The organism is Cupriavidus sp. 05L310, assembly GCF_056398185.1.
This window is the reverse complement of sequence record NZ_JBFTOX010000070.1, coordinates 35,813-53,581: the sequence shown is the minus strand read 5'-3', so window position 1 is coordinate 53,581 and position 17,769 is coordinate 35,813. Positions and strand designations below refer to the sequence as shown.

The 17,769-nt window shown below is 64.6% G+C and carries 16 protein-coding genes; 7 read left to right on the top strand and 9 right to left on the bottom strand.

Translation table 11 applies throughout. The features are described 5' to 3' along the window. Nucleotides 1-507: 507 nt before the first annotated feature. The 5 genes from AC1DS6_RS36295 to AC1DS6_RS36275 form a co-directional block, all read right to left on the bottom strand. Nucleotides 508-1,689, bottom strand: a complete 1,182-nt coding sequence (locus tag AC1DS6_RS36295; RefSeq protein ID WP_441633175.1) for an FIST signal transduction protein — start codon at nucleotides 1,687-1,689, stop codon at nucleotides 508-510. A gap of 60 nt (nucleotides 1,690-1,749) precedes the next feature. Then, nucleotides 1,750-2,853 (bottom strand): dihydrolipoamide acetyltransferase family protein, encoded by a 1,104-nt coding sequence (locus AC1DS6_RS36290; protein ID WP_477104308.1) that lies wholly within the window; start codon nucleotides 2,851-2,853, stop codon nucleotides 1,750-1,752. A 20-nt stretch (nucleotides 2,854-2,873) separates the two neighbouring features. Further along, nucleotides 2,874-3,851 carry an alpha-ketoacid dehydrogenase subunit beta gene (locus AC1DS6_RS36285; protein WP_477104307.1) on the bottom strand — a complete coding sequence of 326 codons (978 nt, stop codon included), beginning with the start codon at nucleotides 3,849-3,851 and terminating at the stop codon, nucleotides 2,874-2,876. After that, nucleotides 3,844-4,941 carry a pyruvate dehydrogenase (acetyl-transferring) E1 component subunit alpha gene (pdhA, locus tag AC1DS6_RS36280; RefSeq protein ID WP_477104312.1) on the bottom strand — a complete coding sequence of 366 codons (1,098 nt, stop codon included), beginning with the start codon at nucleotides 4,939-4,941 and terminating at the stop codon, nucleotides 3,844-3,846. Before pdhA ends, AC1DS6_RS36285 begins: the two co-directional genes overlap by 8 nt. 102 nt (nucleotides 4,942-5,043) lie before the next feature. After that, nucleotides 5,044-5,361, bottom strand: a complete 318-nt coding sequence (locus AC1DS6_RS36275; RefSeq protein ID WP_441633183.1) for a hypothetical protein — start codon at nucleotides 5,359-5,361, stop codon at nucleotides 5,044-5,046. Between the two features lie 462 nt (nucleotides 5,362-5,823). On the opposite strand from AC1DS6_RS36275, the gene AC1DS6_RS36270 reads away from it, so the two are divergent. The 5 genes from AC1DS6_RS36270 to AC1DS6_RS36250 all read left to right on the top strand — a co-directional run bounded on the left by AC1DS6_RS36270 (nucleotide 5,824) and on the right by AC1DS6_RS36250 (nucleotide 10,805). Next, complete coding sequence (locus AC1DS6_RS36270) at nucleotides 5,824-6,690, top strand: IclR family transcriptional regulator (protein ID WP_051648864.1); 867 nt, start codon at nucleotides 5,824-5,826, stop codon at nucleotides 6,688-6,690. 24 nt (nucleotides 6,691-6,714) lie between these two features. Continuing rightward, complete coding sequence (locus AC1DS6_RS36265) at nucleotides 6,715-7,656, top strand: dihydrodipicolinate synthase family protein (protein ID WP_276290958.1); 942 nt, start codon at nucleotides 6,715-6,717, stop codon at nucleotides 7,654-7,656. 80 nt (nucleotides 7,657-7,736) lie between these two features. Next, complete coding sequence (locus tag AC1DS6_RS36260; protein WP_441633167.1) at nucleotides 7,737-8,441, top strand: SDR family NAD(P)-dependent oxidoreductase; 705 nt, start codon at nucleotides 7,737-7,739, stop codon at nucleotides 8,439-8,441. Nucleotides 8,442-8,528: 87 nt separating this feature from the next. Further along, a complete protein-coding gene (locus AC1DS6_RS36255; protein WP_477104306.1) occupies nucleotides 8,529-9,701 on the top strand; it encodes a mandelate racemase/muconate lactonizing enzyme family protein in 1,173 nt (390 codons plus the stop codon). Between the two features lie 141 nt (nucleotides 9,702-9,842). Continuing rightward, nucleotides 9,843-10,805, top strand: coding sequence for a Bug family tripartite tricarboxylate transporter substrate binding protein (locus AC1DS6_RS36250; protein WP_276290955.1), 963 nt, complete (start codon nucleotides 9,843-9,845; stop codon nucleotides 10,803-10,805). Between the two features lie 16 nt (nucleotides 10,806-10,821). On the opposite strand, the gene AC1DS6_RS36245 is transcribed toward AC1DS6_RS36250, so the two are convergent. Then, on the bottom strand, nucleotides 10,822-11,337 hold the full coding sequence (locus tag AC1DS6_RS36245; RefSeq protein WP_477104311.1) for an Lrp/AsnC family transcriptional regulator: 516 nt from the start codon (nucleotides 11,335-11,337) through the stop codon (nucleotides 10,822-10,824). 198 nt (nucleotides 11,338-11,535) lie between these two features. Here AC1DS6_RS36245 and AC1DS6_RS36240 point away from each other — a divergent pair, with 198 nt between their 5' ends. Next, nucleotides 11,536-12,552 carry a 1-aminocyclopropane-1-carboxylate deaminase gene (locus tag AC1DS6_RS36240; protein WP_441633163.1) on the top strand — a complete coding sequence of 339 codons (1,017 nt, stop codon included), beginning with the start codon at nucleotides 11,536-11,538 and terminating at the stop codon, nucleotides 12,550-12,552. A gap of 329 nt (nucleotides 12,553-12,881) precedes the next feature. On the opposite strand, the gene AC1DS6_RS36235 is transcribed toward AC1DS6_RS36240, so the two are convergent. Further along, nucleotides 12,882-13,874: a tripartite tricarboxylate transporter substrate binding protein gene (locus AC1DS6_RS36235; protein ID WP_441633161.1), complete on the bottom strand. Its 993-nt coding sequence runs from the start codon at nucleotides 13,872-13,874 to the stop codon at nucleotides 12,882-12,884. A gap of 43 nt (nucleotides 13,875-13,917) precedes the next feature. Further along, nucleotides 13,918-15,723, bottom strand: a complete 1,806-nt coding sequence (gene phnN, locus AC1DS6_RS36230) for a phosphonate metabolism protein/1,5-bisphosphokinase (PRPP-forming) PhnN (RefSeq protein ID WP_477104305.1) — start codon at nucleotides 15,721-15,723, stop codon at nucleotides 13,918-13,920. Nucleotides 15,724-16,075: 352 nt separating this feature from the next. Here phnN and AC1DS6_RS36225 point away from each other — a divergent pair, with 352 nt between their 5' ends. Further along, nucleotides 16,076-16,621 carry a MarR family winged helix-turn-helix transcriptional regulator gene (locus AC1DS6_RS36225; protein ID WP_441633181.1) on the top strand — a complete coding sequence of 182 codons (546 nt, stop codon included), beginning with the start codon at nucleotides 16,076-16,078 and terminating at the stop codon, nucleotides 16,619-16,621. A gap of 100 nt (nucleotides 16,622-16,721) precedes the next feature. On the opposite strand, the gene nadC is transcribed toward AC1DS6_RS36225, so the two are convergent. After that, the gene (gene nadC / locus AC1DS6_RS36220; RefSeq protein ID WP_441633157.1) at nucleotides 16,722-17,555 is read right to left on the bottom strand and encodes a carboxylating nicotinate-nucleotide diphosphorylase; all 834 of its coding nucleotides are present in this window, start codon (nucleotides 17,553-17,555) and stop codon (nucleotides 16,722-16,724) included. Nucleotides 17,556-17,769: the final 214 nt, after the last annotated feature.

Here is a 17,769-nt window from a genome sequence, read left to right as displayed (position 1 = left end):
TCTGTCGCTCGCGGCGCGGACGGCCACGAAGTTGCAAGCGCCCCGTTTCCGTCGTGGGCGCGGTGGCACCGGATTGCTAGGACCAGGACCTTCTTCACCGCGCCCACCCCACCACGAAACCATCACGGCGTGATAGATCGTGATGCTCCGTGCCGGTACCGGCAGATGGGCGAATGGGCAGGGAGCCGCTACCGGGGGCCTCACTACGGAACCAGCGCCATTGGCAGGATCGTGGTCATTCAAACCGGTAACGGCATGAGGCTATTAGAACCCGGGGCCTGACGACGAAACCAATGGGCTGCGCAAGCCCGACAAGCCAGCCTCCTGCAAGGATCGCTTTCTTTTGGTTACTTTTCTTTACGAGTAAAGAAAAGTAACACCTCCGTGTGCGTAAACGGCCAACCCCGTACAGCCGCGCCAGCAGCTAGAAGCGCCAAAATACCGCCCACCCACATAACCGGTAGCCCAAAGCCTCAAAAGCTGCCCCACAAAACCCCCAACGCCCCCTCACCGCCCAGTAAAAACCGTCAACACCCCCGTATATCCATAAAGCCGATCCCGAGCAATCTCCCCCCCGGCAAAAAACCCCGCCAAGGGCAAATCCCCCAACGCCTCCCGCACCATCTTCAACTCCGCCCCCGGCGCCCCAAAATGCGGCCCGCCCCTCCCCGAGCAACTGATATACAGCGCCCCCAGGGCATGGCCAGCCGCGCCGCTCTCCAGTTCAGCCCGTATCTCGGTAGCCACGCGCACCAGATCCGCCCGCGCCGCGGCGGGATTGCGCGTGCAGAACGCCAGCCGCATTCCGTCCTCCACCACATCCGCCAGCGCCAGCACCCCATGCTGCATGTCCACGCCGAGCACATGCCGCACCAGCGTTTCCACGCCGAACCTGCCGGGCACGCTGGGTGCATCGTCGCCCCCGGTGCTCAGGCCCACCAGCGTGGCGGACAGTACGCTGGACAAGGTTTCCTCCGGCACATCGCCGCCCAGCCCCAGGTCTTTCAGGACGCAGTCGAGCGCGGGTTCGCCGTCCAGTTCGAACAGCAGGTTATGCGCGGCACGGGTGACGATACGCACCGGCCCGATCGGCTTGCAGCCCTGCGTCACCCGCGAGATCAGGCCGATCCCGGCGTCGAACAGCACACCCGACAACCCGCCGGAGAAGACACCGTCGGCGATGTGCAGGGTGCGGTTGCGCGCCGATGACAGGCCGCCAAACAGGTAGCCGGTGGCGGTGCGCTCGCTCAGTTCGTGCAGCAGGTCCTGGACATCCGGCGTGCTGCCTTCGGCATGCACCAGCGCGGTATGGGGCACGAAGGCGGAGGAGGCGGGGGGCAGCGGCTGCAGCCCGGAGAACAGCCTGAACGCGGTGGGCGGCAACGAGGCCGCCATCAGCACCATGGCGGGCTCGTCGATGTACTCGACGCCGCCCGCGCAGACGCCCACGCCGGCCGTACCTACCCAGGCCACGCCTGGCCAGTGTTCCCGCAGCGCGGTGAGTATGTCCTCGGCCGACGGCGCGTAATAGTCGCTGAGGTAACACCACCCGAGCGTGAGCGCGGCGCCGCCGCCCGGCGCTGCCTGGCGGGCCGCCAGTTGCGCGTCAAGTTGCGTCCGGCACTGGGCCAGCGCCTCTCGCCAGTCGTCATGGGCTGCGTGAGCATGGATGAAAGAAGCATCGGACATGGTCGCTCCGCGGCCAGGCCGGCAAGCTGCCGGGCCTCGGCCTGCAAGATGTGTTCTGGCCTATACCGGCAAGGCCAGGTCGGCAATCACCGCGGCCAGGAAGCGCGCGGCTTCGCCGCCCGTGACCACCCGGTGATCGAAGGTAAGGCTGAGCGGCAGGATGCGGTGCACCGCAGGCACGCCGCCGGATGCCACCACCGCGTCGTGGATGCGGCCGGCGCCAAGAATGGCCACCGTTGGCGGCACCACGATGGGCGCCGCGTACTTGCCGGCGATCATGCCGAAGTTGGACAGCGTGATGGTGTTGCCGCGCATTTCCTCGGGCGCGATCTTGCGCGCGCGCACGTCCGCGCGCATGCGGTCCAGGCCGCGCCGCAGGTCGGCCGCGTCGCGGTTGCCGGTGTCGCGCAGCACCGGCACGAACAGGCCTTCGGGCAGGTCTACCGCGATGCCTACGTCGATCCGCTTCGGGACATGGCGGCGGCCGGTCTGGCTTTCGTACCAGGCATTGAGGCCGGGTTCGGCGCGGCATCCGGCGACCAGCGCGCGCACCAGCCGGATCGTGGTGTCGGTGCCGGGCGCCCAGGCGTGGATGTCGGCATCGTCGATCACGGTCGCCGCCGCGACCTCGCTTTGCGCGCGCGCCATGTTCTGCGCCATCGCGCGCCGCACGCCGCGCAAGACTTCCGGCGGCCCCAGGTCCGCCAGCGTCGCGGCCACGCGCCGCACGTCGGCGGCGGTGATGACGCCATCCGCGCCGGAAGGGGTGACCATCGCCAGGTCCACGTCGAGTTGCCGCGCCAGGGCGCGCACGGCGGGCACTGCCCGCACCGCGCCGCCGCCGCGGCCCAGGGCGGCGGGCGCTTCCGCGACCACCTGCGTGCCCACCTTGACGTCGCCCACCACCGCGCCCGCATCCTCCGGCTCGCCCGCGCCTTCGAAGCCGGCCAGCGGCGCGCCGAGATACACGATCTCGCCGGCCGCGGCAAACAGCCTGGCGACCTGTCCGGCGTAGGGCGAGGGAATCTCGACGATGGCCTTGGCGGTCTCGACCGACACCAGCGGCTGGTCGGCCGCCACCGTGTCGCCGGGCTTGACGTGCCACTCGGTGATCTCGGCTTCCTGCAGGCCTTCGCCCAGGTCGGGCAACTTGAAGATTTTCATCGAAGCTCCCAGGAACGACTTCAGGCGGCCATGGCCCTGCGCGCCGCGTCGGCAATCCGCGCCACGCTGGGCAGGTACTGGTATTCGAGCCTGGCCATCGGCACTACCGTGTCGTAGCCGGTGACGCGCTGCACCGGCGCGGACAGCGAATACAGCCCGGCGTCGGCCAGGTTCGCCGCGATCTCGGCGCCAAAGCCGGCGCTGCGCGGCGCTTCGTGGACGATGACGCAGCGGCCCGTTTTGCCGACCGACTCCAGGATGGTGCCCATGTCGAGCGGCTTGAGCGTGGCGACGTCGATGACGGCGGCGGAGATGCCTTCGTCCAGCAGCAGGTCGGCGGCGGCCTGCGTCTCCTGCAGCATCGCGCCCCAGCTCACCAGCGTGATGTCGTCGCCGTCGCGCAGCGTGAAGCAGACATCGAGCGGCAGCGCCTCGCCGTTGTCCTGCACCTCCTGGCGGAACAGCCGGTAGAGCCGGGTCGGTTCGAGGAACACCACCGGGTCGGGGTCGCGCATGGCCGCCAGCAGCAGGCCGTAGGCACGCGCCGGCGATGACGGGATCACCACCCGCAGGCCCGGCATATGCGCGAACATCGCCTCGGGACTCTCCGAGTGATGCTCCGGCGCGTGGATGCCAGCCCCGAAAGGCGAACGCAGCACCATCGGGCAGCTCAGCCTGCCGCGCGTGCGGTGGCGCAGGCGGCCCGCGTGGTTGATGATGTGGTCGATGGCGGGGTAGATAAAGCCGGTGAACTGGATCTCCGCCACCGGCGCCAGGCCCATCGCCGCCATGCCGACGGCGGCGCCGGCGATGGCGGACTCGGCCAGCGGCGTGTCGATTACGCGCTGCGCGCCGAAGCGCGCCTGCAGCCCGGCCGTCGCGCGGAACACGCCCCCGTTGACGCCGATGTCCTCGCCCAGGAGCACCACGCGCGGGTTGTGCTCCAGTTCATAGGCCAGCGCATGGTTGACGGCTTCGACAAGATGGATTTCAGCCATGATCGCTCTCGCTTGCCGGCGCGTTCGGTGCGAAGCGCCGCGCCGTGTCCACTTGCGTATCCAGCGCTTCGGGCAGGCTGGCATAGAGGTAATCGAACATTGCTGCCGTGTCCGGCGGGGGGATCGCCAGGTAGGCCTCCACCGCGGCGGCAACCTCGCCCGCGCAAGCCTTGGCTAGCTGCTCTTCGCGCGCCGCGTCCCAGGCGCCCAGCCGCAACAGGTAGTTGCGCAGCCTGGCAACCGGTTCGAGCAGCCAGTGCTGCCTGACCTGATCGCTGTCGCGGTAACGCGAGGCATCGTCCGCCGTGGTGTGGTCGCCGAGCCGGTAGGTGATCGCCTCGATCAGCGTGGCCCCGCCGCCGGCGCGCGCCCGTTCGAGCGCTTCCAGTGTCATCTGGCGCACTGCGACGACGTCGTTGCCATCCACCTGCAGGCCGGGGATGCCGGCCGCGATGGCCTTTTGCGCCAGCGTTTGCGCGGCGGTCTGCTGGCTGCGGGGCATGGAGATGGCCCACTGGTTATTGTTGACCACCAGCACCAGCGGCGCGTGCCAGGCACCGGCCATATTCATGCCTTCGTAGAAATCGCCTTTCGAGGTGCCGCCGTCGCCGAGCAGGCAGACCGCTGCGCGCGGCTCCGCGCGCAGCTTCATGGCATAGGCGATGCCAGCGGCATGGCAGACCTGGTTGGCGATGGGCACGCAGTTGGGGAAGTCATGCGGCGCCGCCGCAAAGAAATTGCCGCGCTCGTCGCCGCCCCAGTACAGCAGGCTCTCGGTCATCGAGACGCCGCGCTGGAACTGCGCGGCATGATCGCGGTAGGACGGCACCAGCACGTCCTCCGGCCGCATCGCGCTGGCCACGCCGACGCCGACTGCCTCCTGGCCCAGCGCGGAGGCAAACGTACCGATCTGGCCGGTGCGCTGCAGTGCAATGGCCTTCAGGTCGAACTGGCGCGTCAGCACCATGGCCCGGTACAGCGGCACCAGCGCCTCGGGATCGAGCGCAAAGGCCGGTAGCGCCTGGGTCGGCTCACCTTGTGGGTCGAGAAACTGCGTGTACCCGATTTCGAATGTCGCGACGGTCGCCATGGCATGCCCTTTGTTCTTGTGTTCCAGTGGTTGCACTGGGGGCTGTCTTCTTCCGGTGCGCGTCCCGGCCACGAGCCACGATGCGCATGCTCCAACTGCGATTCAGTGTTTGGGGCCTTTCATCGCCTCGGCTTCCATGGCCGCGATCCGCTCCTCGCCGGCCTCGATCGGATCCATCTCGTCGTCGACCGCACCCGCCGCGCGCTCGGCGGCCGCTTTCCCTTCACCGTCGTCGGGCTCGAAGTCCTCGTCCTCGTTGCTCGGCGGCCGCAGCATATCCGCGAGCATCGCGGCCAGCTCAGGTGTATCCCATGGCGCACTACGTTGTTTTTGCTTCTTGATGTAGTGCCTGACTTCCGCATCCTGTTCCGGGGTCAGGGGAAGACCACGGAAGGTGCGTTGAGGGTCAATGCCGTCCATCATGCCACTCCGGAGGGTTGTCTCGTTTTCAGTGTAATCCTATTGCAGTGGTTGGGGCGATTGAGGGGAGTGCGGCAATGTGGGGTAACGTCCGGTAGCTTGCAGCCTGACCTGTCTTACCTCCAAGATCTGTTCCTGGTGAAAACCCTAGGAAAATCGGGCTTGCTCATGCACGGAAGCGAGGTCTAAACTATTTCATATAGCGAATACAAGTTCGCAATCCGAATAAACAACAAGGGTCCCCAAGACCCGGACAGGAACAAGAGGTGCCGTGATGCGGCGCCTTGTTTCAGATTTAAGTTGCGAATAAAAATTCGCAATCCGAATTCCAAAGGGCCGGCCGCGATGCCGGCGTTCATCCACCAGTCATGAGCGAGGGCTTTCCTCTGTCAGTTCAGCGAATTAAAATTCGGAATCCGAACTCAAGCCGGGTTCGCACCTGAACTAACCGTGGAGATTGAAATGGCTACCGAGAACCCTGTCCGTTCCGCATCGAAAGCAAGCAGCGCGGGCGACGCATCCAAGAACACGGTGCAGTCGCTGGCGAAGGGCTTCCGCATTCTCGAAGCGTTCTCGGCCCAGGAGCCCGAACTCACCATGGCGGAAGTGGCGCGGCGCTCCGGGCTGGACAACGCGACCGCCTTCCGCTTCCTCAACACGCTGGTGGATATCGGTTATGTGCAGCGCGTGCCGGACACGCGCTTGTTCAGGCTGTCGCTGAAGGTGCTGGACCTTGGCTTCGACGCCATCGCCCATTCCGACCTGCGCACGCGGGCAAGGCCGATCCTGCGCGCGCTGGTGGGGGAGATCAACGAAGCCGCTTCCATCGGCGTGCTGGATGGCCCGGATGTGTTGTACGCCGAGCGTATCCAGGCGGGCCTGACGCGGCTCGGCGTGGATATCCGCATCGGCAGCCGGGTGCCGGCTTATTCCACCGCTGTTGGTTACGCCATCCTGGCCTGGCTGCCCGAGGACATGCAGGCCCGCGTGCTGGATGCCCAGCCGCGGCAAAAGCTGACCGACCACACGCTGACCGATCTCGGCACCATTCTTGAACGCCTGAAGACCGTGCGCGCCAAGGGTTATGCGCTGTCGGACCAGGAGACTGTATCGGGCCTCTACGTGGTCGCCGCCCCGGTGCTGGATGTCGACGGCGTGCCGGTTGCGGGCCTGAGCGTGGCGGCGCCGGCGATGAACACCTCGCTTGAAGATTTCGAATCGACCACGGCCCCGGCGGTAGTGCATGCGGCCACCGAACTGGCCCGTGCGTTGCAACCCTCCGGAGGATTCATTCCTCCCACCCTGACCACCACCGTATTGCGCAGATAGCGCAAGCCTTACCAGGAGACGAACGTGTCTGATATCAATTTCCGCGGCATCATTCCCGCCATTGCAGTCCCCTTCAATGCGGACTACAGCATCAACGAACCGGAGCTGCGCCGCTTCTCCAGGTGGCTGGGCGGGCAGGAGGGCGTGACCGCCCTGATGACCAATGGCCATACCGGTGAAGTCTTCTCGCTGACCCCGCGCGAGCGCGCCGAAGTGACCCGCATCACCGCCGACGCCACCAAGGGCATTTGCCCGGTGATCTCGTCGGTGGTCTGCGAAGGCATCAACGATGCCGTGGAGCAGGCGGGCTGGGCCAGGGAAGCCGGGGCCGCCGGACTCGATATCATGCCGCCGCATCACTGGCTGCGCTTTGGCTTCAAGCCGGAACACTGCCTCGATTACTTCAACGCCATCGGCAAGGCCAGCGGGCTGCCCCTGGTGGTGCATATCTACCCCGCCTGGACGCGCGGCTCCTACTCGTCCGAACTGCTCGCCGAACTGGCAAAGCTGCCTTATGTGAAGGCCTTCAAGATGGGCGAGCGCGAGATGAACAAGTACGCGCGCGATATCAAGGAAATCCGCGCCGCCGATCCCACCAAGGTGCTGATGACCTGCCATGACGAATACCTGCTGGCGTCGCTGGTGCAGGGTCTCGACGGCGCGCTGGTCGGCTTTGCCTCGCTGATTCCCGGCCTGATCAACGATCTGCTCAAGGCGGTCAAGGCTGGCGACCTGCATGAAGCGATGCGCGTGCAGGCCCTGATCAATCCGCTCAAGGACGCGGTGTATGGCGCCGGTGAACCCACGGGCGAAGCGCACGGCCGCATGAAGGCCGCCATGGCGCTGGCCGGCATCCTGAGCGATGGCACCGTGCGCCCGCCGACCCATGCCCCGTCGGCCGCGGAACTGGCCGCCATCAAGGCCGCGCTGGAACAGGCCGGCATCACCCAGAAGGCCGCAGCCTGATCCTGAACGGGTCCGGCCTCGCGCCGCGCAACCAGCGCGCGAGGCCGGGCCGCCAGCAACTGCATGTCAAAGGGGCTTCGATGAGCCAATCCATGCAAGCCGACGCGCCACTCGCAAGGCATGCTCTTGTCACGGGCGCCAGTTCCGGCATCGGCGCCGCCATCGCCCGGCGCTTGCTGTCCGCGGGCTGGCGGGTGACCGGTCTTGACCGCGCGCCGGCGGAGAGCGCCGAGCGCTTCAGCGCGATCGAGGTAGACCTGACGGACGCGGTGAAACTCGCCGCCGCCGTGGCCGCCCTGCCGCGTGTCGACGCCATCGTCCATGCCGCCGGTTATATGCGCACGGCGGTTCTCGGCGAACTGAAGGCCGGGGACGGGGAGGGCATGTGGCGCATCCATGTGGAAGCCGCCGCCGTGCTGGCTAACGCGCTGGTGCCGACATTGCCGGATGGCGCCCGCATCGTGCTGATCGGCAGCCGCACGGCGGCGGGCGCGCCGGGGCGCAGCCAGTACGCAGCGACCAAGGCCGCGCTGGTGGGCATGGCGCGCTCATGGGCGGCGGAACTGGCGCCGCGCGGCATCACGGTCAATGTGGTGGCGCCGGGCGCCACCGAGACCCCCATGCTTAACGATCCCGGCCGCAAGGGCACGCCGCCGCGCACCCCGCCCATCGGGCGCTTTATCCAGCCCGGCGAAGTGGCCGGGATGGTGAGCTTCCTGCTCGGCCCGGATGCCGGGGCCATCACCGGCCAGCAGATCGTGATCTGTGGCGGCGGCTCGCTGTAGGGCGCCCGGCCGATATATCGAATTACCGAAGCATTCAAGACACCAAAGACACCGAACACCGAACACCAAAGACACTGGAGACAAGCAATGTCCGTCCGCATCATTGACGTCCGCGAAGTGACGAAACCGATTTCGTCGCCCATCCGCAATGCCTATATCGATTTCTCGAAGATGACGAGCAGTCTCGTCGCCGTGGTGACCGACGCCTTCCGCGACGGCAAGCGAGTGATCGGCTATGGCTTCAACTCCAACGGCCGCTACGGCCAGGGCGGGCTGATCCGCGAGCGTTTCGCGCCGCGCATCCTGGCGGCCGATCCGGCTTCGCTGCTGGACGACGTAGGTACCAACCTCGATCCCAATCGCGTGTGGGCAGCCACCATGTCCAACGAGAAGCCCGGCGGCCACGGCGAACGCTCGGTGGCGGTCGGCACCATCGACATGGCGGTGTGGGATGCGGTGGCCAAGATCGCCAGCAAGCCGCTGTTCCAGTTGCTGGCGGAGCGCCACGGCGTCAAGGCCAACCCGCGTGTCTTCGTCTATGCCGCAGGTGGTTATTACTACCCCGGCAAGGACCTGTCCGCGTTGCGCGCCGAGATGCGCTCCTACCTCGAGCGCGGCTACAACGTGGTCAAGATGAAGATCGGCGGCGCCAGCCTGGAAGAAGACAGCGCGCGCATCGAGGCCGTGCTGCAGGAGATCGGCACCGACGCGCAGCTCGCGGTCGATGCCAATGGCCGCTTCGACCTGGATACCGCCATCGCCTACGCCAAGATGCTGCGCGACTATCCGCTGTTCTGGTACGAGGAGGCTGGCGACCCGCTGGACTACCACCTGCAGGCCACGCTGGCCGAGTATTACCCCGGCGCCATGGCCACGGGCGAGAACCTGTTCAGCCACCAGGACGCGCGCAACCTGATCCGCTATGGCGCCATGCGCGCCGACCGCGATTACCTGCAGTTCGATTGCGCGCTGTCCTACGGCCTCGTCGAGTACGAACGCACGCTGGAAGTGCTGAAGACTTTCGGCTGGTCGCCCAGCCGCTGCATTCCGCATGGCGGCCACCAGATGTCGCTCAATATCGCAGCCGGCCTGGGTCTGGGCGGCAACGAAAGCTATCCCGACCTGTTCCAGCCCTATGGCGGCTTCCCCGATGGCGTCAAGGTGATCGACGGGCACATCACCATGCCGGAGTTGCCGGGCATTGGTTTCGAGGGCAAGGCGGATCTCTATGCGGAGATGGCGGCGCTGGCGCAGCCTTGAAGATGCGCCAGAGCCGTTTGAAATGACGGCGGCGGTTGCTCCCTCTCCCCCTCAGGGGGAGAGGGAGCAAACCTGAACCGTGCACCCGGACAAAGAACCGCCCTCAAGGGGCGGACCTGCAGTCGAGACAGGAGACAAACAATGCTGTTCCATCGATTCTTCCGCTGTGCCGCGGGCGCGCTGCTGCTGTGCGCCGCCGCCGCTTCCGCGCAGACCTACCCGAACAAGGCCGTGCGCGTCATCATCCCGTTCCCGCCCGGCGGGCCCACCGACACCGTTGGCCGCATGCTGGCGCAAAAGCTGTCCGAGCAGACCGGGCAGAGTTTTATCGTCGACAACCGGCCCGGCGGCCAGGGCATCATTGGCGCCGATGCGGTGGCCAAGGGGGCCGCCGATGGCTACACGCTGCTGTTCAGCGCCTCCACCTTCACCACCACGCCGATGACACTGAAATCGTCTCCCTACGACGTGACGAAGGATTTCGTGCCGATCGCGCTGGTCGGCAAGGGCCCGCTGGCCGTGTCGGTCAACAAGAACCTGCCCATCAAGAACATCAAGGAACTGATCGCCTACGCACAGGCGCACCCGGGCAAGATGTCGTTCGCGATCGGCTCGCAGGCCTCCGCCGGGCATTTGTCGACGGAACTGCTCAAGCGCACGAGCAAGATCGATTACCTGGTGGTGCCGTACAAGGGCTCGGCGCCTGCCTACCAGGACCTGATCGGTGGCGCCATCGACGGCTTTATCGATCCGGTGCTTGGCGCCCTGACGTACCACAAGAGCGGCATGGTACGGGTGGTCGCGGTGACTTCCAAGGAGCGGCTGCCCTCCATGCCCGATGTGCCAACCGTTGCCGAGACCGTGCCGGGCTACGAGTTCTACTCGTGGTACGGGCTGTGGGGCCCGGCCAAGCTTCCGCCGGAAGTGATCAAGCGGATCAACGCCGAGGTCAACAAGGCATTGGCTTCGGACCTGCGCACCAGGCTGGCCGAACAGGGCTACCTGTTGTCGCCCGGCACGCCGGAAGACTTTGCGCGGTTTGAAAAGGAAGATATGGCCCGTTCCGCCAAGATCGTCGCGGAAGCGAAGATCCGCGCGGAGTAGCCCACCCCGCGGCGCTTCAGATCGGAAACTGCGTCGTCGACAGCACCTGCTTGAGTACCATGAACGAGCGTATCTGCCGGACCCCCGGCAGGTACAGCAGTTGCTCCGCATGGAGGCGATTGAAGCTCTCGCTGTCCTTGGTCCGCAGCATCATGAAGTAGTCGAATTCGCCCGTCACCACGTGGCACTCCATGCATCCGGAGACCTTCTGGGCGGCCTTCTCGAACTCCGAGAAGGATTCCGGCGTGGACCTGTCCAGCACCACGCCGATCATCACCAGCATCCCCGCGTCGAGCGCGGCGGGGTTCAGCAGCGCCACGATGCCACGAATCAGTCCGAGTTCCTTCAGCCGCTCCACGCGCCGCAGGCACGCTGGCGGGCTCAGGCTGACCTTGGCTGCCAGCGCCACATTAGAGACGGACGCGTCGCGCTGAAGCGCGCGCAGGATGGTTTTATCGGTGCGGTCCAATGCCTCGGAAAGTGGCGCGGAATGCTCTGATTTGGTGCGCAATTTTGTTTCGTCCGTGGCTATTTCTAAAAAATAAACGGGTCAAAAAATTGGATCGATATTTTTTATAGTGCATAAACAGAACGATATTTGCAACCATGTTTCGCGCATTTTTTTCTAGGATTGAGGCCATGCAGCATCAACGAAAGGCGGTTCCACATGCCAGTGTTCTTCGCCAGTCTTGATGCCTGGATCCCCGCCCTCAACCCAGGAGTCGCCAGCATGAATCTCAAACGCTTTCCCCGCCACCAACTGACGTTCGGACCCACGCCCATCCAGCCGCTGAAACGACTCGGCGCACATCTCGGCGGCAAGGTCGACCTCTATGCCAAGCGCGAGGACTGCAACAGCGGCCTGGCGTTCGGCGGCAACAAGACGCGCAAGCTCGAATACATCATTCCGGACGCGCTCGCCCAGGGGTGCGACACGCTCGTCTCCATCGGTGGCATCCAGTCGAACCAGACTCGCCAGGTCGCCGCCGTGGCGGCGCATCTCGGCCTGAAGTGCGTGCTCGTGCAGGAGAACTGGGTGAACTACTCGGACGCCGTCTATGACCGCGTTGGCAATATCCAGATGTCGCGGATCATGGGCGCCGACGTGCGCCTGGTCAGCGATGGTTTCGATATCGGGATCCGCAAGAGCTGGGAAGATGCCATGGAAAGCGTGCGCCAGGCCGGCGGCAAGCCCTACCCGATTCCGGCAGGGTGCTCCGAACATCCGCTGGGCGGCCTGGGTTTTGTCGGCTTTGCCGAAGAAGTGCGCGCACAGGAGGCCGAACTCGGCTTCAAGTTCGACTACATCGTGGTCTGCTCGGTCACCGGCAGCACGCAGGCTGGCATGGTGGTCGGCTTCGCGGCCGATGGCCGGGCCAACCGCGTGATCGGTATCGACGCATCGGCCAAGCCGGAGCAGACCCGTGCGCAGATCCTGCGCATTGCGAAGAACACCGCGCATCTGGTCGACCTCGGCCGGGATATCACCGGCGAAGACGTGGTGCTCGACACGCGCTACGGCGGGCCGGAGTATGGCTTGCCGTCCGAGGATACGCTCGAAGCCATCCGGCTGAGCGCCAGGTTCGAGGGCATGATGACCGACCCGGTCTATGAAGGGAAATCGATGCAGGGCATGATCGACATGGTCCGCCGCGGCGAATTCCCGGAAGGCTCCAAGGTGCTCTACGCCCACCTGGGCGGCGCCCCGGCGCTGAGTGCTTATAGCTTCCCGTTCAGGAACGGCTGAACCCGCCTGCGCACTTGCCTGCGCACGTGACGATCTCCTTGATGTATCCCCTTGATGCCGGTCGTTCAACGCCGGAATCAAGGGGCGCCTGATCGGCAGCACGCCTGGTCTCGCTTTGCCCCCGTCTGCCCCGTCGCTCAATCACACGAGCAGCGAGTGAACGTGGTTCTACGAAGCGTTTCGATCAGCGCGGGCGGCCAACGTCATCACGGATGGCTTCAGGACGCAGGGACGAACGCGCTCTCACGAGGGCTGGCTTGCGCCCGTGTGGCAACGATGTAAAACGGGGAATGGGGGGAGCTGCCTGCTTTGGCCGGTTCCCCGGACGATCAGTCCACGAGCAGATTGATCTTTGTCGCGAATTTCTGCCAGCGATCGATGTCGGTGGTGACCAGCTTCTGGAATTCGGCAGGCGTACTCGTGGTCGAGGCAAAGCCGAGTTGTGCCAGCGAAGCCTTGATCTCGGGCTTGGCGATGGCCTTGGCGATTTCCGTGTTCAGCTTTTGCACGATCTCGGGCGGCGTATGCGCCGGGGCGAGGATGCCGAACCACTGTTCTACGTCATAGCCGGGGACGCCAAGCTCGCTCACACTCGGCACGTCGGGCAGGAACGGTGAGCGCGCCTTTGACGTGACGGCCAGCGCACGTAGCTTGTTGCTCTTCAGGTAAGGCATCGTGTTGGTCAGCGTGTTGACGCTGACGTCGGCCTGGTTGCCAAGCACGTCGGCGATGGCGGGCGCGCAACCTTTATACGGCACATGAAGCATCTCGATTTTTGCCGAGACCTTCAGCAATTCTCCGGCCAGATGCTGCGGCGTGCCGTTACCGCACGACGCATAGCTTGGCGGCGAGGCACTCCTGCCCGCCGCCAGCAAGTCGTTAAACGTGCGGATATGCGATTGCGATGGCACGGAGATCACCGAAGGCACCGAAGCGAATGTGATGACCGCGCTGAAATCGGACTTCGGATTGAACTGCAGCTTCTTGAAGATGCTCGGGTTGATGGCGAAGCTGCTATTGACGATTAGCAGCGTGTAGCCATCGGCAGGGCTCTTGGCCACGAACTCGGCGCCAATATTGCCGCTGGCGCCGGGCCGGTTGTCGACTACCACCGGTTGGCCCAGCGACTTGCTCATGTCGGTGCCGATCAGGCGCGCGAGTGTATCGGTCCCGCCTCCGGCCGGAAACGTCACCACCATACGGATGGGCTTTTGCGGGAAGGTACTCGCGATATTGGCCTCGGCGCGCCCGGGCAGGGTGCTCAGGCTGCCTGCGACAAACAGAAGCGATGCCAGACTGCTGACGACGGATAGGTGTCTCATGGATATGCCTTGTCGGTTAGGGTGAGGGAAAGGGAAGGGTTGGTCAATCGGGGTCTATACGCACTGCCTGGTGGCACTCGCCACCGACGCGGACTAGTGCCGCGGCCGCCCTAAGTGCTTCAGCCGAGTCGGCGTGGATGCGGTAGAGGGGCTGCCCCGGCGCCACTTGTGCGCTGATCGTGCACAGCAGGTCGATGCCTGCACCGGCATCGCGCGGTGCCCCGGCAGCACGCGCCACACCGGAAATTTGCAAGCCTTCTATGGCCGTCACCTGTCCCTGCGTCGTGGCAGCCACTACCTGCGTATGCGCACCCGGCACCACTGGATCGGGGCGAACGCCCTGCGCGGCGGCGATGCGATCGAATGCGGCCTTCGCCTTGCCTTCGTTCAGAAGTGCTGTTGCAATTCGCATGCCTTGTTCGGGCGAGCCCACGCGGGGATCGAATGCGATGATTTCGCCGGCAAAGCGCAGGGCCTTCTCGCGCAAATCTGCGGGCGCATCGGGATCGTTGTCGAGCACCAGGCGGACGTCGCGCACTTCCAGTGCGGGGCCAATGCCACGGCCGATCGGGCGGCTGCCGTCCGTGACCAGCGCGCGTACGTGCAGGCCCAGTCCCTTGCCGACGCGTTCGAACAGTGCGCCAAGCGCTTCGGCGTCGGCGCGTGTTGCCAGCTTGGTCTCCGGCCCGTAGGGCAGGTCGACGATGACGTGGGTAGCGCCGGCAGTGTATTTTTTCGACAGGATCGACGCTACGGACCATCGGCGCGAATCAAGGCGAAGTGGCCGGGTGATTGCGTTCATGACATCGTCGATCACGGAATGGTTCAGATGTCCGTTCCACGCAATGCATGCGCGTGCCTGAGCTATGCACCGGCGCACATCCTCCTGCGTCAGGTCTACACGTGCGACAGTTTCCATTGCATCGGCAGTGCCGGCGGCAGAGGTGATTGCGCGCGACGATGTCTTGGGCATCGCCAGACCGTAGGCCGCGACTATCGGCACCACAATCAGCGTGATGCGGCTGCCGGGAACGCCACCCATCGAATGCTTATCGACGACAAGCGGCTCGTCCCAGTCGATACGGGGTGTGAAGGCCGTACGTGCGCGTGCCAGTGCCACCACTTCGTCGTCCGTCAGCGTCTGGGTTGCGGCAATGAGGAACTCTGTCAGCTCTGCCTCGGTGTACCGTCCGGCAATTGCATCTTGCAGCACAGCGGCGTAGGCAGCTTCGTCGAGCGGCTGACCGCGCAGCTTGGCCATCAGGTTGGCGCGGCTGGCCGGCTGTTCGGCGGAGGATGCCTCGGTGCTATTTCGCAGAGCGCCGACAAAGCGTGCCATTCCCACCTCCAGCGTGCTGTCATTTGACACCGTGATACACGAAACGCCTGGTGGCACCGGTGCTCCCGTTCGTGCAACGCGTTTGGCAACCTGGTCGCCCGACTCGCGCCCGCGCGCTGCAATGCGCTGTGCAAGCACACCATGCGGTGCCGTTACCAGGACGACCACGAAACGTGGTAATCGGGCGGCAAGCTCCGCGATGACGCCGCGCGAGCCATTGGCCACGACATTCCGCCCGCGGTCGAGCTCGAGCAGCAGCGACATGGGCAAGCCATAGCGGAGACCGTGCGCATCCCAAGTTGCCAAAAACTCGCCGCTTCGCTCACGTCGTGTGAACTCGGTATCGGAGACGCCCTCGTGCTCTTCGCCCGCTGACCCGCCAGGACGCGTGATAACGCGCCGTGCAAAAACATAGTCGTCACCGAGCGTTGCACGTGCACCGTCGATCAGGGAGTCCTTGCCAGCGCCACTGGGCCCTACAACAAAAAAGAATGTGCCGGTCGCTTTCATAATTACCTTAGATGTCGAAGTTATACGGTTATGCTAGCACCGGCCATAAGGGTGTCAAGAGATGTTCGATGTCTAAGCTAATGCAAGCAATGGGCCAACGCCCGCAAATCCAGTGTGTACGCGGGATTCGTGTGCTTGTAGGGGAAAACACGGACAAACGGTGTGCGCGGTGGTGGTGCCCCATGCAGTGATTGAGCGCATGGTGCACTAATGTAGTGAACGCTACATGGAGATGCCGGGAAGCCAGGGACGGAGTGTCGGGCGTGCGATCGCCAGAGGCGCTATCATGTGCGCTGTCGCTCGCACCGATTCGCCGGTGTCGTATGTATACGTTTCATTTTCGGTCAAGACTATGGCTACAAGAAAGCTGGGTACTCCGGTCACAATCAGCCCTTCGGATGAGGCCGATGAAGAACGGCTCGCCCACTTGGTGAAGGACGCTGCCCGCGCCTATATCCGGGCGCTACAACTGCGCCTGGCGGAACATTCTGTGTCGTACGGCCACTGGACCATCCTGCGCATCCTTTGGCGTCACGATGGCCTGTCGCAACGAGAGTTGAGCGAACGGGCCGGTGTGACCGAGCCGACCACGTTTGCGGCAGTCAAGGCGCTGGAGGCGCTGGGCTACGTAGAACGTACGCATCTCCCTGGTAACAAGAGAAAGGTGCACGTGTTCCTGAGCAAGACCGGAAGCGCTCTGCGCCGCAAGCTGGAGCCGCTGGCTACGGAGGTGAATGAACTTAGCGTGGAGGGTGTGAGTGAAGACGACGTGCGGACCACGCGCCGCGTGCTGATTACGATCGCGGAGCGATTGGTGGCTGACGAAGTCGCCTCGGCCGAGCATGGCCGGCGCGTTCCCTCTACGCAGGAAGTGGGGCGGCTGCTCTCGGATCTGTAGACGGCACCCTTATGCAAAAAAACTCGCCGGGCCGGCCGGCGAGTGTGAAGCACTCGGTAGAGGGTGCGAATCGTTATGTGGGAGCCGGGCTCCGCAGGTGTCAGGCTTCGTCGAGACCGATATCAACGGCAGGGGCTGACTGTGTAATCTTGCTCGTGGAAATGTAGTCCACGCCTGTTTCCGCCACGGCTCGGATCGTTTCCAGGCGGATGCCGCCCGAAGCCTCGACCTTGGTGCGGCCATTGACAATCTGCACGGCTTCCTTCATGTCGGGCACCGACATGTTGTCCAGCATGATCACGTCGACACCGGCTGCCAGTGCCTCGTGCACCTGTTCCAGCCGATCGCATTCCACTTCCAGCTTGGTCAGCACGGGGAGCTTCCGGCGCACGCGTGCCACGGCGGCAGCAATGCTGCCACACACGGCGATGTGGTTGTCCTTGATCATCACGCCGTTGTCCAGGCTAAGCCGGTGGTTCAGTCCACCGCCGCAGGTAACCGCGTGCTTTTCCAGTGCGCGCAGGCCCGGCGTGGTCTTGCGGCTGTCGATCAGGCGAGCCTTGGTATGCGCGATGGCCTGGGCATATGTTGCCGTGTGGTTGGCGATGCCGCACAGCCGCTGCATGATGTTCAGAGCGGTGCGCTCAGCGGTCAGGACGCTTCGCGCATTCCCGCTCACATTGATGAGCACCGCGCCTTTCTCAACCTTGTCGCCATCGGCGACCCGCACATCGATAGCCAGCGTGGGATCGTAACGGGCGAAGATTCGTGCTGCCACGCCGATACCAGCGATGATCATCGGTTCGCGGGCGTTCATGCAGAAGGTGCCGGTCTCTCCCGGTTCGATCATGGTCTGGACCGTCAAATCGCAGATCCCGATGTCTTCGGTCAGCCAGAGGTCGATCAGCTTGTCAGTGGCAAAGATGTCGTACATGTAAAGGCTCCTAAAGGTGGTTGCTGTACCCAGAAATCTTAGAGATCGAAGTACATGGCGTAATACTAGCGGTTGCCTGCGTCTTGTCAAGAATTATTCGAGATCTAAGATAAATTAGGCGAGCGCATGCGCTCTAGCGCCGTCGACCGCACATGGAGGGACTGGGGCGCCCGGCTCGGCCGGGAGTTGAAGGGGCGTGAGATGAGCGAGCTGT

Bases quoted from the DNA above. Each gene is read 5' to 3' on its own strand.
- AC1DS6_RS36225 (WP_441633181.1), top strand. From the start codon at position 16,076: ATGGCTACAAGAAAGCTGGGTACTCCGGTCACAATCAGCCCTTCGGAT.
- AC1DS6_RS36235 (WP_441633161.1), bottom strand. From the start codon at position 13,874: ATGAGACACCTATCCGTCGTCAGCAGTCTGGCATCGCTTCTGTTTGTC.
- AC1DS6_RS36250 (WP_276290955.1), top strand. From the start codon at position 9,843: ATGCTGTTCCATCGATTCTTCCGCTGTGCCGCGGGCGCGCTGCTGCTG.
- AC1DS6_RS36275 (WP_441633183.1), bottom strand. From the start codon at position 5,361: ATGGACGGCATTGACCCTCAACGCACCTTCCGTGGTCTTCCCCTGACC.
- AC1DS6_RS36295 (WP_441633175.1), bottom strand. From the start codon at position 1,689: ATGTCCGATGCTTCTTTCATCCATGCTCACGCAGCCCATGACGACTGG.
- pdhA (WP_477104312.1), bottom strand. From the start codon at position 4,941: ATGGCGACCGTCGCGACATTCGAAATCGGGTACACGCAGTTTCTCGAC.
- AC1DS6_RS36290 (WP_477104308.1), bottom strand. From the start codon at position 2,853: ATGAAAATCTTCAAGTTGCCCGACCTGGGCGAAGGCCTGCAGGAAGCC.
- phnN (WP_477104305.1), bottom strand. From the start codon at position 15,723: ATGAAAGCGACCGGCACATTCTTTTTTGTTGTAGGGCCCAGTGGCGCT.
- AC1DS6_RS36270 (WP_051648864.1), top strand. From the start codon at position 5,824: ATGGCTACCGAGAACCCTGTCCGTTCCGCATCGAAAGCAAGCAGCGCG.
- AC1DS6_RS36260 (WP_441633167.1), top strand. From the start codon at position 7,737: ATGAGCCAATCCATGCAAGCCGACGCGCCACTCGCAAGGCATGCTCTT.
- AC1DS6_RS36255 (WP_477104306.1), top strand. From the start codon at position 8,529: ATGTCCGTCCGCATCATTGACGTCCGCGAAGTGACGAAACCGATTTCG.
- AC1DS6_RS36285 (WP_477104307.1), bottom strand. From the start codon at position 3,851: ATGGCTGAAATCCATCTTGTCGAAGCCGTCAACCATGCGCTGGCCTAT.
- nadC (WP_441633157.1), bottom strand. From the start codon at position 17,555: ATGTACGACATCTTTGCCACTGACAAGCTGATCGACCTCTGGCTGACC.
- AC1DS6_RS36240 (WP_441633163.1), top strand. From the start codon at position 11,536: ATGAATCTCAAACGCTTTCCCCGCCACCAACTGACGTTCGGACCCACG.